The sequence below is a fragment of the Saccharothrix ecbatanensis genome (genome assembly GCF_014205015.1).
In the GTDB taxonomy this organism is placed as follows: Bacteria; Actinomycetota; Actinomycetes; order Mycobacteriales; family Pseudonocardiaceae; genus Actinosynnema; species Actinosynnema ecbatanense.
In genome coordinates, this window is the sequence record NZ_JACHMO010000001.1 from 3,519,838 (window position 1) to 3,537,412 (window position 17,575).

At 73.7% G+C, this 17,575-nt stretch carries 11 protein-coding genes; 4 read left to right on the forward strand and 7 right to left on the reverse strand.

Features of this window, described 5'->3' with window-relative positions:
* Positions 1-2: 2 nt before the first annotated feature.
* Genes F4560_RS14845 through F4560_RS14870 form a run of 6 tightly spaced genes read right to left on the reverse strand, consistent with a single transcriptional unit; the run spans position 3 to position 11,385 of the window.
* The gene (locus tag F4560_RS14845; RefSeq protein ID WP_184920508.1) at positions 3-311 is read right to left on the reverse strand and encodes an acyl carrier protein; all 309 of its coding nucleotides are present in this window, start codon (positions 309-311) and stop codon (positions 3-5) included.
* Positions 308-5,209 carry a condensation domain-containing protein gene (locus F4560_RS14850; protein ID WP_184920510.1) on the reverse strand — a complete coding sequence of 1,634 codons (4,902 nt, stop codon included), beginning with the start codon at positions 5,207-5,209 and terminating at the stop codon, positions 308-310. Before F4560_RS14850 ends, F4560_RS14845 begins: the two co-directional genes overlap by 4 nt.
* Positions 5,206-8,583, reverse strand: coding sequence for a non-ribosomal peptide synthetase (locus F4560_RS14855; RefSeq protein WP_184920512.1), 3,378 nt, complete (start codon positions 8,581-8,583; stop codon positions 5,206-5,208). The genes F4560_RS14850 and F4560_RS14855 overlap by 4 nt, the downstream gene beginning before the upstream one ends.
* 12 nt (positions 8,584-8,595) lie before the next feature.
* Positions 8,596-8,796, reverse strand: a complete 201-nt coding sequence (locus F4560_RS14860) for an MbtH family protein (protein ID WP_184920514.1) — start codon at positions 8,794-8,796, stop codon at positions 8,596-8,598.
* A 25-nt stretch (positions 8,797-8,821) separates the two neighbouring features.
* Positions 8,822-10,132 carry a class I SAM-dependent methyltransferase gene (locus F4560_RS14865; RefSeq protein ID WP_184920517.1) on the reverse strand — a complete coding sequence of 437 codons (1,311 nt, stop codon included), beginning with the start codon at positions 10,130-10,132 and terminating at the stop codon, positions 8,822-8,824.
* A gap of 35 nt (positions 10,133-10,167) precedes the next feature.
* Positions 10,168-11,385, reverse strand: a complete 1,218-nt coding sequence (locus tag F4560_RS14870) for a class-II aminoacyl-tRNA synthetase family protein (protein WP_184920519.1) — start codon at positions 11,383-11,385, stop codon at positions 10,168-10,170.
* Positions 11,386-11,536: 151 nt separating this feature from the next.
* Between F4560_RS14870 and F4560_RS14875 the strand changes: the two genes are divergently transcribed.
* From F4560_RS14875 to F4560_RS14890, 4 genes are read left to right on the forward strand one after another with little or no spacing between them, the layout of a single operon-like run.
* Positions 11,537-12,622, forward strand: a complete 1,086-nt coding sequence (locus F4560_RS14875) for a phosphopantetheine-binding protein (RefSeq protein ID WP_184920521.1) — start codon at positions 11,537-11,539, stop codon at positions 12,620-12,622.
* Positions 12,619-13,359 carry a thioesterase II family protein gene (locus F4560_RS14880; RefSeq protein WP_184920523.1) on the forward strand — a complete coding sequence of 247 codons (741 nt, stop codon included), beginning with the start codon at positions 12,619-12,621 and terminating at the stop codon, positions 13,357-13,359. Before F4560_RS14875 ends, F4560_RS14880 begins: the two co-directional genes overlap by 4 nt.
* Positions 13,356-15,524: an amino acid adenylation domain-containing protein gene (locus F4560_RS14885; protein ID WP_184920525.1), complete on the forward strand. Its 2,169-nt coding sequence runs from the start codon at positions 13,356-13,358 to the stop codon at positions 15,522-15,524. The genes F4560_RS14880 and F4560_RS14885 overlap by 4 nt, the downstream gene beginning before the upstream one ends.
* Positions 15,521-16,513 (forward strand): TauD/TfdA family dioxygenase, encoded by a 993-nt coding sequence (locus tag F4560_RS14890; RefSeq protein ID WP_221483499.1) that lies wholly within the window; start codon positions 15,521-15,523, stop codon positions 16,511-16,513. Before F4560_RS14885 ends, F4560_RS14890 begins: the two co-directional genes overlap by 4 nt.
* 40 nt (positions 16,514-16,553) lie before the next feature.
* Here F4560_RS14890 and F4560_RS14895 read toward each other — a convergent pair whose 3' ends face one another.
* A complete protein-coding gene (locus F4560_RS14895; protein ID WP_246477803.1) occupies positions 16,554-17,573 on the reverse strand; it encodes a hypothetical protein in 1,020 nt (339 codons plus the stop codon).
* Between the last annotated feature and the right edge of the window lie 2 nt (positions 17,574-17,575).

A 17,575-nucleotide genomic window follows, 5' to 3' on the forward strand; every position in this document is an offset into this window, starting at 1 on the left:
GCCTACCGCTTGCCGACGGCTTCGACGATGACCGCGTACGTGTTCGACAGATCGGTCATCGTCGACAGCAGGTCTTGGTCGATCGTGATGCCGAACCGGCGCTCCAGTGCGGAGAGGATCTCGATGGCGGTCAACGAGTCGGCCCCGTGCTCGCCCCGGAAGCCGGTCGTCCAGCCGATGTCGGCGGCGTCGATCTCCAGGATGTCGGCGACGACCGCCCGGATGTCGTCCCGCAACGGAACGTCGATGTCGGGGATGGACACGGTTACCTCCAGGTGAGCCTCGTGCTGCGGTCGGACCGGAACGCTCATGGCTGTTCCGTCGCGAGCGCGAGCGGCTGGGCGGTCCGCAGGGTGCGGACCGCGTCCCACAGCGTGGCCGGTGTCTCGAACATGTCCAGGACGAGCCGACCGCCCGGGATCGTGAAGCCGTAGGTGTGCTCCAGCGAGATGAGCAGTTCCACTGTGGACAGTGAGTTGAGGCCGTAGGCCGTCAACTCCAGGTCCGGGCTCAGCCCGGACTCCGCGGGGAGGAACGGCAGCACGGTCCGCAGCAGCGCCTCGAACGGCTCGTCCCACGGCGTCCGGGTGGCGGCGGTCGCGTCGTCACGGGTCGGCGGCTCGGGGAGCCGGTCCGGGTCCACCGTCCCGTCCTGGCGCAGCGGCCACGCCTCGACCGGCACGAGGACGTCGGGCAGCAGCCGTCGGGGCAGCAGCCCGGCGACCGAACGACGCACCACCGCGGGGTCGAACGGGACGTCCGGTGTCGGACGCACGTACCCCACCACCCGCCGGCCGGCCGCCGCGTCGTGGCGCGCCAGGACGTACGCGTCCAGGACCGCGGCCTGTGCCAGCAGCGCGGTCCGGACCCGGCCCAGGTCGACGAGGTTCGTGGTGAGCGCCGTGTGCGGCGCGATCGGCCCGAGGTGTTCCAGCCGGCCGTCCTCCCGGTACCGGGCGAGCTGCCCGGTCCGCAGCAGCCGCCCGCCGCCGCGCCCGTCCGGGTCCGGGACGAACGCCGCCGCGGTCGCGGCCGGGTCGGCGTGGTACCCGTCCGGCAGCGTCGGACCGCTCACGCACAGTTCACCGAGCACACCGACGGGCACGACGCGGAGGTGCGGATCCCGGACGTCCAGCCGCAGTCCGGGCAACGGCCGACCGTCGACGCTCAGCCACCCGGGCACTCCGTCGACGCCCTCCGCGCGGACCACGCGGGTGTCATCGGCACCGGCCGGGAACCCGATGCTCACGAGGGGATCGCCGCCGACCAGCACGGCGGGCCGGTGCCCGACCGACAGTTCGGACAGCGCCCGCTCGACGGCCGCCGGCGTGGCCGGGAGGTGGGTCACCGCGGGCAGCGGTGCGGAGCCGATGACCACCTGCCCACCCGAGGTGAGCGGCAGGAGGAGTCCGGTCAGGTCCGCCGCGGTTCGGAACGTGCCGGCGAACGACCAGACCGAGCCCTCGCCGGTGGCCGCACCGGCCGCGTCGAGCCCGGCGCGGGCACTCGCCACCGCATGGGCCAACGCACGGTGCGAGACCAGCGCACCGCCGTCAGGGGCGGTGCCGACGCGGGGCAGCACGCACGCCACCGCACCGGGTCGCCACCCGACCCGCGGCCCGCCATCGGGTGCCACCGCGGCCACACCGGTCACGGTGACCGCGGCGGCGCGGTCGGCCGCCACGACGCCCGGCTCCACCGGTGCCGGGACGACGAGCGCCGTGGCTCCCGCCTCGTGTGCCGCCGCGGATCGCCGGTCCGCCGGGACCGCGTCGTCCAGCACCAGCCAGCCGGCACCGGTCTGCCAGATCCCGAGCAGGCACGCCGGCAGCGACAGGTCCGGCCTCGGCGCCACCGCGACGAGGTCGCCGGACCCGACGCCCACCCGACGCAGGAGGTCCGCCACGCCGTCCGCGGCGGCGGCGAGCCCGGCATAGGTGAGCGAGTCCCCGCCGTGCCGCACCGCCGGCGCGTCGGGGCGTACCCGTGCCCAAGCCGCGAACGCGTCCGCGACGGTGTCCGGCCGCGCGCCCAGCGGCGCGCCGTCCCGGTTGGTCCGCAGCCACCGCGCGTCGTCCGGGGCTAGGTACACCGAAGCGGCGTCACCCTCCGGCCCGCGCGCCATGTCCTCCAGCACCGCCCGGTACATCGCGCCGAGCCGGCGCACCGCGCGGTGGCTCAACGTATGCGAGGTCGTGTTGAGCCGCAGCGCCCCTGAGCGCTTGCCGGAGATGGTGAACACGTGCAGCGCGAACTCGTTCTCCGACTCGTCGACCGTCTCCTCCCAGCGCACCAGTTCCTTGTCGACCTGGTGGAAGTCGAGGTAGTTGAACATCACCTCGACCAGCCGGGTGCCCGGGGCGAACTCCTGCTGGACCAGCTGCGCGGGGAATCGGCGGTGCGGCCACATCGCGGTCAACCCGTCGTAGACGAGCCGGACCAGGTCACCCCAGTTCCGGGCGCCCACCGGCATCGCGAACGGCACCGTGTTGATGTAGAAGCCGGGTACCCGGTCGGCGCCGACCATCTCGGGGCGCGCGTCGGACACCAGTCCGGTGAAGAAGCTCTCCGCCTCGGTCACCGCGGCCATCACCGTCAGGTGCGCGCCGAGCAGCACCGCCTTGAGCGAGGTTCGGGTCCGCGTCGCGAGCCCGCGCAGCGCCTCTTCGAGGTCGTCGTACATGACGGTGTGCTGGTACCGCTCCCGAGGCGTGGAGTGATCGTCCTGCCAGGCCGACGGCAGCGTGCAGGGCGCCCGCCCCTCGATGACGCCGCGCCAGTAGGCGCGGTCCTCCTGCGAATCCATCGACGCGATCTCGGCGGCGATGTAGTCGGCGTACCGGAAGGGCACCGGCTCCGGCATCGGCGGGGTCCGGCCGGCCCGAAGCTCCCCGTAGGTGTCCAGGATTTCCATCAGCAGGGAGTGGAAGCTCCAGCCCTCCAGCACGGGGTGGCACTCGGTGATCGAGAGGGCCCAGTCGTCGGTGCCCTCGGCGGTGTGCGCGTGGACCCGCACGAGCGGCGCCTCCGCCAGGTCCATCGGGTTGCTCCGCCGGTAGTCGAAGTACTCCCGCAGCCGCGGCTCCCAGCCGTCCTCGCCCAACGGCGCACCGTGGGTGACGCCGGCGGTGTAGGTGACGTCGGGGTGCACCAGTTGGAGCGGGACCGAGTACCGGCTCAGCTCGAAGGTGGTGCGCAGCACCTCGTGCCGGTCCACGACCCGTTGGACGGCCGTTCGGAAGGCGGCCGGCGCGAACGGGCCGTCGACGCCCCGGATGAGGAACGAGGTCGTGTCCTGGTACGGGTTCAGGTCCGGCCGGGCCTGCATCTCCACGATCATGCCGAGTTGCGAGACGCCGACCGGGTACGCGTCCGCGAGTCCCGGCGGCAACGACTCCCGATCCGCCGGTGTCACCATCGAGAACGGCAGCGTCCCGGTCGGCGCCTCGGTCCGGCGCCGGTCCGCGACGACGCGCGTCAGCTCGTTCACCGTCTGGTGGGCGAAGATGTCCACGGCCGACACATCCAGGCCGTACGTCCGCAACCGGCCCGCCAGGGCGACGGCACGCACCGAGTCGCCGCCGATGTCGAAGAAGTTGTCGTCCGGCTCCACCCGGTCCCGCCGCAGCACCTCCCGCCACATCCGGTCCACCACGGCGGCCAGGTCGCCGGCGGTTTCGACGCCGCCGTCCACACCGACCGGACCGGCCGCCGGAGCGGTCGCGGTTGTCGTCGCGGCACCGGCCGGCCGCGGCCGTCGCAGGTCGGCTCCCGGCAGCTGCGCGAGCCGGGTGTCCGGCGCGCGTACCAAGGTCTCCAGGACGAGGCCGTAGTGGTCGGCGACGCGCCGCGCCGTCTCCTCGTCGAAGCGGGCGTGGGCGAACTCCAGGTACGCCGACAGCCGCCCGTCGGCGTCCTCCTCGGCGTGCACGGTCAGGTCGAACTTCGCCACGCCCCAGGTCTCGAACCGGAGTTGCCGGGTGTCGACGCCGGGGAAGTCGAACGCGCCGTCCTCCGCGGGGTTGAGGTCGAACGCGACCTGGAACAGCGGGTTGCCCGCCGCTTCGCGGGTCGGCCGCAACTCCTCGACCAGCCGGGCGAACGGCACCTGCCGGTGGTCCAAAGCTTCCAGCGCGGTGTCCCTGACCCGGTCCAGGAGGTCTTCGAAGGTGTCCTCCGGCTGGAACCGGGTGCGGACGACGACCGTGTTCACGGTGTAGCCGATGAGGTGGTCGAGTTCCGGGGACGCGTGCATCGCCACCGGCGTGCCCACCGCGACGTCGTCGCTGCCGCACAGCTGTGCGAGCGTCGCCTGGTAGGCGGCGAGCAGCACCACGAACGGCGAGGCCCGCCGGGCCGCCGCCAGGTTCCGGACGTCCGCGCCGAGCCTGGCGTCGAGCGGGACGGCCACGGTCCCGCCGCGCCAGTCCGGGCGCGCCGCCCGCGGCCGGTCTGCCGGCAGGGACAACTCGGGCACGCCCGCCAACTGACGCCGCCAGTAGTCCACGTGCGGGCGGAGCGCTGTGTCGGCGACCTGCCGGCCCTCCCACACCGCGTAGTCGGCGTACTGGACCGCGACCTCCGGCAGCCCGGCCGGCTCGCCGGTGACGTGCGCGGCGTAGAGCGCGCCGACCTCGGCGCCGAGGCGCCGGTAGGACGCCGCGTCGCAGGCCACGTGGTGGACGACGACCACGAGCAGGTGGACGGTGGTGTCCAGCCGGACCAGCGTCACCCGCAGCGGGTGCTCGTCCGCCAACGCGAACGGCCGCTGCCGTTCCCGCTCGACAACGCGCCGGCCGTGGTCCTCCCGGTCCGCCTCCGGTTCACCGCACAGGTCGACCAGTGGCAGGTCGAACCGCGCGGGCGGGTCGATGAGCTGGACCGGCTCGTCGCCGGGCTGCGCGTACCGGGTGCGCAGGATCTCGTGCCGGTGCACGAGCTGCTCCCAGGCGCGGCGGACGGCTTCTACGTCCAGGTCGCCGGTGAGCCGCAGCGCCCACGACATGAGGTAGGCGGGGCTCGACGGGTCGAGCTGGTGGAGCACCCACATCTGCCGCTGTCCGGCCGACAACGGCAGTGGTGTGCCGCGGTCCGCGCGTCCGATCGACGCCGTCCGCCGGACCTCGCCGTGCAGCCGCAGGCGGACCAGGTCCTCCCGCTCCGCCGCCGCGACGTCGCCGGTGCGATACCGGGCCTCTTCCGTCGTCATCGCGTGTTCTCCTCCCGCGGGCCGCTGGAGGGCACCCGCATGTCGTCGATTTCCGCTCGGACAAGCTCTTCGACCACGGCGGCCAGGCCGGCGGCGGTGGGCTGGTCGAAGATCGCGCGCATGGGCACCTCGACGCCGAACGCGTTCTCCACGCTCCACAACAGGCGGGCCGCGTGCAGCGAGGTGCCGCCCTCGTCGAAGAAGCTCTGGTCGACCCCGATGTCCTGGCGCTGGAGCAGCTCGCGGAACAGGCCCAGGATGGTCCGCCGGTGCGGCGACATCGGGGGCCGGTCGTCCGCGACGCCGTCGAGGTCGAGGTCGAGGTCACCGAGTGGTACGTCGGGTCGGGCCGCGCACCACGCGGCGGCCTGTCGCAGCCGCCGCAGCAGGGCGTCGACCGCGGCCCGGTCGTAGAGCGCGGTCGCATACTCCAGGGCGCAACCGAACCGCCCGTCGTCGTGCCGCCACATCGTGAGGGTCAGGTCGGTGCGGGCCACCGACCACGCGTCGCGGACCAAGTCGACGTCGTCGTCGTGCGGTCGCTCGCCCAGGAGCCCGTCGACGAAGGCGAACAGCACCTGGAACAGCGGCGTGCGGGCCGGGTCGGGCTGCGGCCGGACCGCCTCCACCACCGCCTCGAACGGCGTCGCGTGGTGGGCGAACGCCGCCCGGCAGGTGCGCTGCACGTGTCGCAGCGCGTCCGAGAAGGTCAGCTCCGGTGTGAGGCGGGGTCGGATGACGACCGTGTTGACGAACGGCCCGACCAGGTCGTGGGACTCCGGGCGGGTGCGCCCCGCGTGCGGGGTGGCGACCCCGAAGTCCCACTGCCCGCTGCTGTGGGCGAGAACCAGGCTCCACACCGCCAGGAACGTCATGAAGGGCGTCGCGCCGGCTTCGCGGCCCAGTTCCAGCAGCGGGCCTGCCGTCTCGGCTGGGATGTCGAGGGCAACGGCGGCGCCGTCCGTCCGTCGTCGCGGATCGCGCGCCCGCCCGCCGGTCAGGTCGAGAACGGGCAGCCCGGCCAGTTCCCGGCGCCAGTACTCGACGTCGTCCGCCTGCTGTTGCGGACCGGTCCGCGCGCGTTGCCACGCGACGACGTCGACGTAGCGCAGCGGCAGCTCCGGCAGTCGCGGCGCCCGGCCCTCCGCCGACGCGGCGACCAGCTCCCGCGTCTCGCGGTCCAGCAGCCCGGCGGACCAGCCGTCACCGATGACGTGGTGCAGGACCAGCAACAGCTTCGCGTCGCCCGCGCCGGGCAGGAGCACGGACCTCCACAGTGGACCGTGGCGCAGGTCGAAACCGGTGGCGAACTCCGCGGCGAGCACGTCGGCCACGCGGTCCGCCGTCGACGCGACGCGCAGTGCCACGGTCGGCGCGACGTCGACCACGGCGTGCAGCCCGTCGGCGTCCATGAGGTAGCGCGAACGCAGGACGTCGTGGCGCTCGGCGAGTCGGGTGAGGGCCTGCCGCACGGTGTCGGCCGGTATTCCCGCGGGCAGCCGGACGACGACCGGGAGCAGGTACTCCGGGCTCCCGGGACGCATCCGGTCCAGGAGCCAGAACCGTTCCTGCGCGGGGGAAAGCGGCAGTCGGGCGCCGTCGGGCAGCCGCGGGACCGGCCGCGCCGCCATGGCGCGGGCGAGCACGTCCGCCTGCGCGCGCACCGTCATGGCCCGGTACAGGTCGGCCACGTCGAGGTCGAGCCCCGACGCCTCGACCAGCCGCGGCGCCAGCCGGGTCATCATGAGCGAGTGCCCGCCGACGCGGAAGAAGTCGTCGTCCGGGCCGATGCCGTCGGCGACGCCGAGGACCTGGCGCCAGGCGTCGCGCACGATGCGCTGGAGCGGGGTCAGCGGCCGAGGACCGGCGGGGGCGAGCGTCCAGTCCGGCTCCGGCAGCCGGGCCCGGTCGATCTTGCCGCTGGAGGTGCGCGGCAGGGCCGCCACTTCGGTGACGACGGTCGGGACCAGCGACGGCGGCAGGTGGTCGCGCACGTGCGCCGCGAGGTCGTCGACCGACCCGTCCGGGGTGGTGACCACGTAGGCCGCCAGCCGCGCGGCGCCGGACTGGTCGACGACGGCCCGCACCGCCGCGTCGACCACGCCGGGGTGGGTGAGCACGGCGGCCTCCACCTCGCCCGGCTCGATGCGGATGCCGTTGACCTTCACCTGCGCGTCGGCCCGCCCGACGAATTCGAGGCTGCCGTCGGGCCGCTCGCGCGCCAGGTCGCCGGTCCGGTACATCCGGGCGCCGGCCGGGCCGGTGACGTCGGGCAGGAAGCGTTGCGCCGTCAGGGCGGGGTCGCCCCGGTAGCCCCGGCCGACGCCGACGCCGCACACGTGCAGTTCGGCGACCTCGCCGGTCGCCGCCGGTCGACCGTCCGGGGTCAGCAGCAGGCAGCGCACGTCGTCGACGGGCCGGCCGATCGGCACGGTTCCGGTGTGCTGTGCCGGGTCGAACCGCCCGGCGGCCACGTCGATCGAGCACTCCGCCGGGCCGTACAGGTTCCAGATCTCGACGTCGAGCCGGCTCAGCACCCGTTGGCACAGTTCGGCCCGCAGTTCCTCTCCACCCGCGCAGATCATCCGCAGGCTGTCGCAACGCCCGAACTCCGGGTCGGCGGCCAGCAGCCGCAACATGGACGGCACGACCTGCAGCACGGTCGCCCGCCGGTCGAGGACGGCCTGGACCAGGGCCGCCGGGTCACGTCCCGCCTCGGTTCCGGCGACCGTCACCGCCGCGCCGCACGCGAGGGGCGCGAAGACCTCCCACTGCGCGGCGTCGAACGTCAGCGGGGTCTTCTGCAGCAGTCGGTCCGCTGGTGACAGCCCGAGCCGGTGGACGCTCCACCGCACGACGTTGGCGATCCCGGCGTGCTCGACCACCGCGCCCTTCGGTTCGCCGGTCGAACCCGAGGTGAAGATCATGTACGCCGCGTCACGCGAACCCGTCCGGACGGCGTACGGGTCGACCGCGTCGGCGTCCGGGTGGTCGAGTTGGTCGGGCCGTCGCACGGTGACGTCCGGTGGGAGGTCGACGTCCGACAGCGGTCGGTCGGCGACGACCGTGCGGGCGCCGGCGAGGGCCACCGCGCGCCGCAGGCGACGCGCCGGGTGCAGCGGGTCGAGGGGCAGGTAGCAGCCGCCGGCCAGCCAGGTGCCGAGCAGGATCGCGACCAGCTCGGGTCCCGGTCGCACCAGGACCCCGACCACCGACTCCGCCCCTACGCCCAGGGACCGCAGCGCGCCGGCGATCCGGCCGGCGCGCTCGACCAGCGCGCCGTACGTGAGGTCGCCTTCGGCGGAGAGCACCGCGGGTGCGTCGGGGTGTTCGCGCGCCCGTTCGAGGATCAGCTGCGGAAGCAACAGGACCACCAGCCTGACCGGTTACGAGGGTTCGGTTCGGACGCTCAACGGCCGCATGTCGGTCCACACCTCGGCGATGTGGGCCAGGCAGTGGTCCCGCCCGCCCACCACGCCCTCCGCCCGCCACCCGTCGGGCGCCTCGCGGTCTGCGGGCCAGATCGAGTACTGCTCCTCGTGGTTGACGACGACCTGGTAGGCGTCGTCGGTGACCGTGTCGCTCACCGGTTCTCCTTTCGTCGCAGCCACATCAACCGCCGTCCACGCCCGGAACCCGTTGCAGGAAAGGAAAGGCGGTGGTGGTCAGGCGGACTCGCAGTTCGCTGAGGGTCGGCAGGTCGGTCGGCAGACCGAGGTCGGTCAGGACGTCGCGCAGCCGGGCCGGACCGCGTGCGGTGAACTCGTCCAACACCGCCCGCGCGGGTCCGTCCGGCGGTCGCACCGGGTAGGGCGCGTTCCGGCCGGAGGCGCGGTACGAGCCGTCCGCCTGTCGGACCAGCACCTCGCAGTCGAGGTTCGCCGCCACGAAGCGCTGTTCGGCGAACCGGTCGAGCACCTCCGCTTCGCCGCGTCTCGGCCGCGCACCGGCCGGCCTCAGGTAGAACCAGAGGATCGGCGAGCGCTCCAACTGCACCAGGTTCGTCACCTGCCACCGCTCGACGTCGGTCAGCGACAGGTACCGCCGCTGGAGTGCGGTGTCGGCGAACCGGAGGTTCCAGTCGACGCACTGGCGTCCCACGTCGAACTGGTTGACGCACGGCAGCGCCAGTTCGAGCCCGCACCCACCGGCCATCGCGTCCAGCTCGGCGACCGTGAAGGTGTGCATGACCGGCTGGATGAGGGCATCGGCGGCGGCGGCCTCGAAGTGCGCCACGCCGGAGAAGCCGGGCTTCATCCGGGCGACCAGGTCGGGTCGGGCGTCGAGGATGTGCCGGGCCGCGGTCATCGCGGCGTCGAAGTCCGCACCCGCCTCCCCCGTCGCCGGGGCGAGCAGCCGCACCGCCTTCTGCACGGCGATGGCCTCGGTGCAGTGGTAGCGGTTGTAGACCATCAGTTCGAGCAGACCGTCAGGGGCCAGCGCGGCGGCGACCCGGGCGAGGGTGGCGGCCGGGTCCGCGTTGTGGTGGACGACGCCGGTGGAGATCACGTGGTCGAACTCGCGGTCGTACGTCACGTCGTTGATGCTCTCGACCTGGAGGTCGAGGTTCGTCACGCCGAGCCGCTCGGCCAGCTGCGCGGACGCCGCGACCGACTCCGGCGAGACGTCACTGCCGACGACGTGCGCGTCGGGGAACCGCAGCGCGGTCAGCACCGCCTGGTTCGTGCCGCAACCGGCGACCCAGATCCGGGGACGTTCGGGCAGGACGTCACCCGTCCAGTCGCCGGCGCTCTGGCCGAGCGCGGTCCGCTCCACCGACGGGTCGACCCGTCGCCGCACCGCTTGCGGCGGCCACGGGTACTGGAATCGGGAGTAGAACTCGGCGTTGACCGCGTCCACCGGCTTGCCCTCGGCGACCAGGTCCACGTTGTCGTGGCTCGGAGTCGTGTACGTCTGCGCCACGCGGAATCCCTCCAGTGGATCGGATGCGCCGTTGGTCAGCGGGTCGGCGCCGGTGCGTCGGTGTGCTCGCCGCGCCAGAGCTCGCGGACCGCCGCAGGCCAGCCGTCGGGGTCCGTGCCGTGCTGGCAGAGCACCGCGTACACCAGGCGTTCGAGGCCGAACCCGGCACATCCGCTGAACAGGGGCGCGCCACCGGCGGAGGCGATGTCGAACCCGCGGCAGAAGTGGTCGCCGTGGAAGTTGAAGGAGCCCACCGCCACGTCGCCGTCCGGGCGCAACCGCAGGCGCAGCTCGTACTTGAGCTCCAGCCGCCGCTGCGACCACTCCTTCGCCGCGCTGTCCGCGCCGATGAAGAACGGATCGCTCGCCACCTCGCAGTACCCGTCGAGGCCGAGCTCGTCCACCAAGGCGAAGACCAGCTCCATCAACCGTTCCCGGGCGTCGAGCACCTCGGTGCGCCCGCCGATGAACACGGTTTCGCGGATCGTGAAGTCCCACAACCGTTCCAGGGTCGTGGCGTACCGCGACTCGTGGCGGAACGACTTGCCACGCGATGTCACCACGTGGACCGGACCGGTCGGCAGCACGCGGTCCCGGTACTGGCCGAAGGTGTGGTAGCACATGGTCGGCGGCAGGCAGTAGTCCACGTTGCGGCACAGTTCGAGCGTGGCGCTGTCCACCGCCGGGGACTCGGTGTACGAGCGCTTGAAGTCGCGGTACACGTCCAGGTCCTCGTGCAGCCGGGTCACGAACATGAGGTTCTGCGGGAACGCACCGGGGTAGCCGGCCGCGTCGAGGACGTGGGTGGGCACCAGCGTCGGGTACTGGTACTCGACGGCGCCGAACTCCTCGACCACGAGCCGCCGGATGCGCCGGTCCAGGCCCGCCGCCAGCGAGATGAGCGGCTCGCCGATCGCGATCTGGCCCTCACCGGACTCGCTGACCAACCCCGCCGCGAGCAGAGCCGGGTACACGTCGTGCGCCGCGACCCGCTCGGCCGACGTCCACACCACCTTGACCGGCGGCTGCGGCCCGGTGCCCAGGTCGTCCTCCACCAACGTGTTCAGCTTCGCCGACAGCGCGGCCTCGTCGACCGCCACGGCGCTGAACAGCCGCACCGCACTGACCACGCCGTCCTCGATGACCAGCCGGAAGGACGCGATCTGCGGTGAGACAAAGAATATGCGTCGCTCCAGCTCCGCACCCCGGCCTGCCGGAACAGGCGAACGCAGCACCACTTCGGTCTCGATCATCGTCACTCCCTCCGCACCAAGTAAGGCATGGCGACCAGGGCCGGGCCAGGCAGCTGACCGGCAACTGGGACCGGCCGATTTGCCGGTCAGCTGCCTGGTCGCGGACGCCGTCGCACCGCGAGGATCGGGGCACGGAAGCCAGGAGGTGACCATGACCGCGGTCGACGCATCGGGCACGCGCTCGGGCGACGTGGCCCTGTCCTGCCGGGCCGTCGAACGCGCTGTCTGCGACGTCTGGGGCGACGTGTTCGGCGTGGAGGTGTCGCCGTACGACGACTTCTACGAACTCGGCGGCGATTCGATGACCATCATCGACGTGGTCGACGAGCTGAGCCGGCGTGGTGTCCGCGTGCGCAGCTCGGTGGCGTTGCGCCACCACACCCCCGCTCGGCTGGCCGAGAGCCTGACCGTGCACGCCGACCGCGCGCCGGTGCCGGTTCCGCCGACCGGTGACGTGCGTCCGCGGTCCTGGGCCGAGGTCCGCCGCCGCCCGACGGTGGTGGCGCCGGACGGCGCCGGCGCGGCCCTCGTCCTGCTCCACTCGGACACCCACCCGCAACGGGAACGCGAAGCGGCGCCGGCCTGGCGGGCGGGTCGGCCGGTCGTCGGCATCCCGGCGCCCGGCGCGGACGGACCGCTGCCGGCGGGAGCAGACCTCGCCGACATCGCGCGGCACCACGTCTCCGCGGTGCTGGCCGCGCGTCCGCATGGCCCTTACCCGCTGGTGGGTTTCGGCCTCAGCGCGGTCGTCGCGTTCGAGGTGGCCGGGCAGCTGCGCCGCGCCGGGCACGAGGTGCCGGTGCTGGTCATGGTCGAGCCACCCGCGGCGGGACCGGCCTCCGGGTTCGCGTCGAGCACCGCTGACCTCCTCGCCCTGCGGTACGCGGCGCTGGGGCGGCGCTTCGCGCTGTCGGGGTCCGAGAGCCCCGAGGAGGTGCTGTCCCGGGTTCGCGAGGAAGGGTGGTACGACGTCGACACCAGCCCCACCGACCTGTCCCGGCTCCAGCTCGCCTGGGCCGATCTCGCGCTGGCGGTGCGCGGGTACGAACCGGACCCGCACGCCGGTCGGGTCGTGCTCTGCTTGGACGAGGCGAACGCCCCGACCGCCGGTGGGTACTGGAGCGCGCTCGTCACCGATCCCGTGGTCCACCTCTTCGACTACGGGGTCGAGTCGCCCGCACCGGTCATCGGCGACGCGCGACTGGCCGCCCTCGTGCGGGCGGAGCTCGCACGGTGAGCGCCGACCGCTGGTTGGCCCGCCCCCGCCGAGTGGCGGACCCGCGACTGCGCCTGGTCTGCGTACCCCACGTCGGTGGCGGCGGTGCGACCTTCAACGCGTGGGCGGACCTGCTCCCCGACGACGTCGAGCTGTGCACCGTCCGGTTCCCGGGTCGCGAGAACCGGCTCGGCGAGCCGCTGGTGGACGACCCCCTGGTGCTCCTGGACCGCCTCCGGGCCGCCCTGACGCAGGTGTTCGACCGGCCGTTCGTCCTGTTGGGACACTGCTCCGGCAGCGTGATCGCGTTCGAGCTGGCCCGCCGCCTGCGCGCGGCCGGTGACCCCACACCCGCCGGACTGGTCCTGTCCTCGGCCGAGGCGCCGGGTCTGCGCCCGACCACGCACCTGCACCGGCTCGAACGCGACGCGCTCCTGCGGCGGGTCGTCGACTTCGGCGGCATGGCCGCGGCGGTCCTCGACGACCCGGACCTGATGGCGCTGTTCGAGCGGATCATCCGGGCCGACTACCGGGTGGTCGAGACGGTGCGGTACGGCGACGAGCTGCCGCTGGACGTGCCGATCACCGTCATCGGCGGGCGGCGCGACGAGTTCGTCAGCGCCTCGGCCATGGCGGCGTGGTCGGCGCAGACGACCCGCGAGTTCGCCTTCCACCTGATCGACGCCGGCCACTTCGTCCTGCACGACGCGGGCCCGCTGGTCGGCTCGCTGGTCCGCAACCCGGTGGTCGCGCGGTGAGCGCCCACCCGTTCACCCTCCCGGTAGCGTGGCGCGGCACCGACGGCGGCACGGTGCGGGCCACCGTGCCGTACGGCGACCTCTCGGCCGCGCTCCGCGCTTTGTCCGGCACCGCGCCGCTCGCCGCCACGCTGTTCGCCGCCCACCTCAAGGTGCTCGGCACGCTCACCGCGGAGCGGGTGTTCCGCACCGACGTGGCGCCGGCGGGCGACGACCGCGACGTGCGCCGTGTCGACGCGGCGGTGTCCGGACCGAGGTGGCGCGACCTGGTCGACCTCTCGTGGCGTGCGGCGTGCGGCGCCCCGGCGGCGGCCGCCGACCACGGACCGGCCGACCGCGACGGCGTGGTCTTCGTGGCACCGGCCGGCACCGGCCGGGTGGGCGGCCCCGACGTGCCGGATCCCCACGGCCTGCGCGTGGTCGTCGAGGAGGACCGGTTGCTGCTGCGTGCCGCGCACGGTGCGGTGACTCCCGGCTACCTTGACCGGCTGGCGCTGACCTACCGCGCGGTGCTGGAGGCGATGGCCGGCGGGCCCGACGACATCCACCGCGCCTTCCTCGGTGCGGACGAGCGGCGCGCCGTGCTCGCCGAGTGGTCCGTCGGCCGCCGGGACGACCGGGGTCCGGCGGGCGTCGTGGACCTGGTGCGGGCGCAGGCGACCCGGACGCCACAGGCCGTCGCCGTGCGGGTCGGGGACGCGCGCATGACCTACCACGAGCTCGAATCGCGGTCCAACCAGATCGGCCACCACCTCGCGGGCCTCGGCGCGGGACAGGACACCCCGGTGGGCGTGTGCCTGCGCCGCGGGGCCGACCTGCTGCCCGCACTGCTCGGCACGTGGAAGGCCGGTGCCGGGTACGTCCCGCTCGACCCCGACCTGCCGGTGGAACGGCTGCGTCGGATGGTCGGCACGGCGGGGTGCCGCCTGGTGGTCACCACGACCGACCTGATGGACGCGCTGCCACCCGTCGACGGCTGCCGGCCGGTGCCGCTGGACCGGGACCGGTCCGCGGTCGACGCGGCGCCCACCACACCGCCACCGACCCGCACCGACCCCGGGCACCTGGCCTACGTCATCTACACCTCCGGCTCGACCGGCGCGCCCAAGGGCGTGATGGTGCAGCACGGCGGGCTGGTCAACTACTTGCGGTGGGCGGTGGACGCGTACGCCTCGCGCGGGCACGGCGGCTCGCCGTTCTTCGCCTCGCTCTCCTTCGACCTCGGCATCCCCGGCCTCTACGCACCGCTGCTGACCGGACAGGCGGTCCACCTCCTGCCGGACCCGATGGAGGTCGCCGACCTCGGCGACCTGCTGGTGGCGGGCGCGCCGTACAGCTTCGTGAAGATGACCCCCGGCCAGTTGAACCTGCTCTGCCTCGACCTCGACTCGGCGCAGGCGCACCGGTTGGCGGGCGTGGTCGTCGCCGCCGGCGACGCGTTCCCGGCCGCGCTGGCCGAGCGCTGGCGTGCCCTGGCCGGACCGGGCGGAACCGCGGTCGCCACCGAGTACGGGCCGACCGAGATCACGATCGGCAACTCCGGGCAGCCGGTCACCGACCCGCCGACCACCGAGTTGGTGCCGCTCGGCGCACCCGTCCCGAACACCACGATGTACGTCCTGACCGACCGGCTGGAGCCGACGCCGGTCGGGGTGCCGGGTGAGATCCACGTCGGCGGCGCCGGCGTGGCCCGCGGCTACCTCGCCGAGCCCGCCCTGACCGCCGACCGGTTCCGGCCCGACCCGTTCGGCGCGCCGGGCACGCGCCTGTACCGCACCGGGGATCTGGGCCGGTGGTTGCCCGACGGCACGCTGGAGTTCCTGGGCCGGATCGACCACCAGGTCAAGATCCGCGGCTACCGGGTGGAACTCGGGGAGATCCGCGCGGTCCTGCGCGACCGTCCGGAAGTCGGCGACGCCGTGGTCGTGCCGACCGGCCCGGCGGGACGCCCGAGAGGGCTGGCCGCGTTCGTCGTGCCGGCTCAGGGGCACACGGTGGACGTCCACCGGGTCCACGCCGGGCTGAGCGCGCACCTGCCCGACTACATGATCCCGGCGGATTTCGTCGTCGTCGGCGAGATCCCGCTGACCGCCAACGGAAAAGCCGACAACAGCGCGCTACTCGAACTGCTGGGACGCCGACCACCCACTGGGGGACGACCGTGACCTCTGCTCGGATCGACACCGACCCGAACCGCGAAGCCCCCACCGCCCAGGTGGACCTGACCGGCGCCGAGCGGACCGCACTGGGTGCGCTCGCCGAACAACTCTCCCGGACCGCTCCCGGTGGCGTCGACCACCCGCGGTGGCTGGTCGCGGCCCGGCGGCTGAGCTGTCACCTCCCGGTGCGCCTGCTGGAGGCGATCCGGCAGTACCGCCACGACCCGGGCGGCGACGGCCTCCTGACGGTCGGCAACCTCCCGATCGACGAGGACGCGGTGCCGCCGACCCCCGACGTGCCGGACTCGGCGGAGACGTCGGCCACCATCCCCGCCGCCACCGCCATGCTGCTCGGGCTGCAACTGGGCGAGGTCATCGCGTACCGCGACGAGAAGCGGGGCGCGCTGGTGCAGAACGTCGTGCCGGTCCGCTCGCTCGCGGGGTCGCAGAGCAACGGCGGTTCGGTGGAGCTGTCACTGCACACCGAGAACGCGTTCCACCCCCACCGCCCGGACTACGTCGGGATGCTCTGCCTGCGCGGCGGCCGGGAGGAGGTCGGCACGCTGGTCTCCGCCGTCCGGCACGCCCTGCCGCTGCTCGACGAGTCGGACGTGGCCGTCCTGCGGACCGCGCGGTTCGTCACCAGCGCTCCCCCGTCGTTCCGCGCCGGCCACCGGACCGACCCGCACCCCGTCCTGACCGGCGGCACGGCCGACCCGAACGTGCGCGTGGACTTCCACGCGACGTCGGCACTCGACGAAGAGGCGGCCGGCGCGCTGGAACGCCTGCGCGGGGCGATGGTCGCCGAGGGCACCGCGATGGTCCTGCGGCCGGGCGAGATGGCGTTCATGGACAACCGGGTGCTCGTGCACGGCCGCGGCGCCTTCACGCCACGCTACGACGGCCGGGACCGGTGGCTACACCGCATCTTCGTCCACTTGGACAACCGGCGCACCAGCGACAGCCGGATCGACAGCGGACCGGTGCTCATCTGAGCGACGGCGGGTCGTGTTCCGACCGGCGCAGCCCGCCAGGTCAGGCGGCCGTCGGTCGGCCCGGCGGTTCGGACTCCGCGGCGATGACCTCCCGGACGTACGGCGCCAGCCGGTATTCGTACGTGCGGTCCCGGCACGGCGTGACGAGGGCGTGGTCCACCAGGTCGGAGAAGAGGCACAGCACGCTGTCGACGTCCGACCGCTTCGGGCCGTCCGCCGCCACCACGTCCTCGTGGGTGAACACGGTCGCGGGCAGGCGGCACAGCTGCCGCAGCAGCCGGCGGTGGTCCTCGGAGAGCAGGTCGACGCTCCAGCGGATGCTGCTCGCCACCGACCGCTGGTGCGGCAGCAGGGAGTGGTCGTTGGTCCGCAGCATCGGCAGGGCCGGACCCGCGGCCAGCAGCATCCGGACCGGGATGGTCCGCAGTCGCTCCCCGGCGAACTCCAGCGCCCGCGGGACACCTTCGAGCCGCCGGCACAGCTCGACGATCGCGGGCGTGTCGCGGACGAGGTCGGCGGCCAGGGTGCCGCGGCCACCCGCACCGCGCAGGACGAGTTCGACCGCCGGCGCCCGCGGTGACCCGTCGTCGGACACCGGCTCCACCGGCAGCGGTCTGATCTCGTGGCTGACGCCCAGCCGCTCGGTGACCGACCGGCGGGAGGTGATGAGGACGTGAGCCCGGGGATAGGCGTTGAGGAGCTCCCTGACGGCCGCCGCGACGGACGACGGCAGGTGCTCGGCGTTGTCCAGGACGATCAACAGGTCGGCGCGCGCGCTTCCCGTGCGGTCCGACGGACCCTCGCCACCGGCTCCGGCGGGCGCCGGACCGATGAGTCGGCGGACCCGGGCCAGGATCGTCGCCGTGGGCGGCACGGCTCCCGGCGCCTCGGCCGGGATGTCACCCAACTGGACGGCCACGACGCCGTGCCGGAAAGTCGGCGCGACGTCGGCCGCCGCACCCAGTGCGATCCGGGTCTTCCCGACACCGCCTTGCCCGACAACGGCAGTCACCCGGGTGTCCAGAATGGTGCGGGCCAACTCGCGCAGTGCTATCCGCATAC

Excerpts from the sequence above, each read along its gene's own strand:
- F4560_RS14845 (WP_184920508.1), bottom strand. The coding sequence starts at position 311 with ATGAGCGTTCCGGTCCGACCGCAGCACGAGGCTCACCTGGAGGTAACC.
- F4560_RS14850 (WP_184920510.1), bottom strand. The coding sequence starts at position 5,209 with ATGACGACGGAAGAGGCCCGGTATCGCACCGGCGACGTCGCGGCGGCG.
- F4560_RS14870 (WP_184920519.1), bottom strand. The coding sequence starts at position 11,385 with ATGATCGAGACCGAAGTGGTGCTGCGTTCGCCTGTTCCGGCAGGCCGG.
- F4560_RS14875 (WP_184920521.1), top strand. The coding sequence starts at position 11,537 with ATGACCGCGGTCGACGCATCGGGCACGCGCTCGGGCGACGTGGCCCTG.
- F4560_RS14895 (WP_246477803.1), bottom strand. The coding sequence starts at position 17,573 with ATGCGGATAGCACTGCGCGAGTTGGCCCGCACCATTCTGGACACCCGG.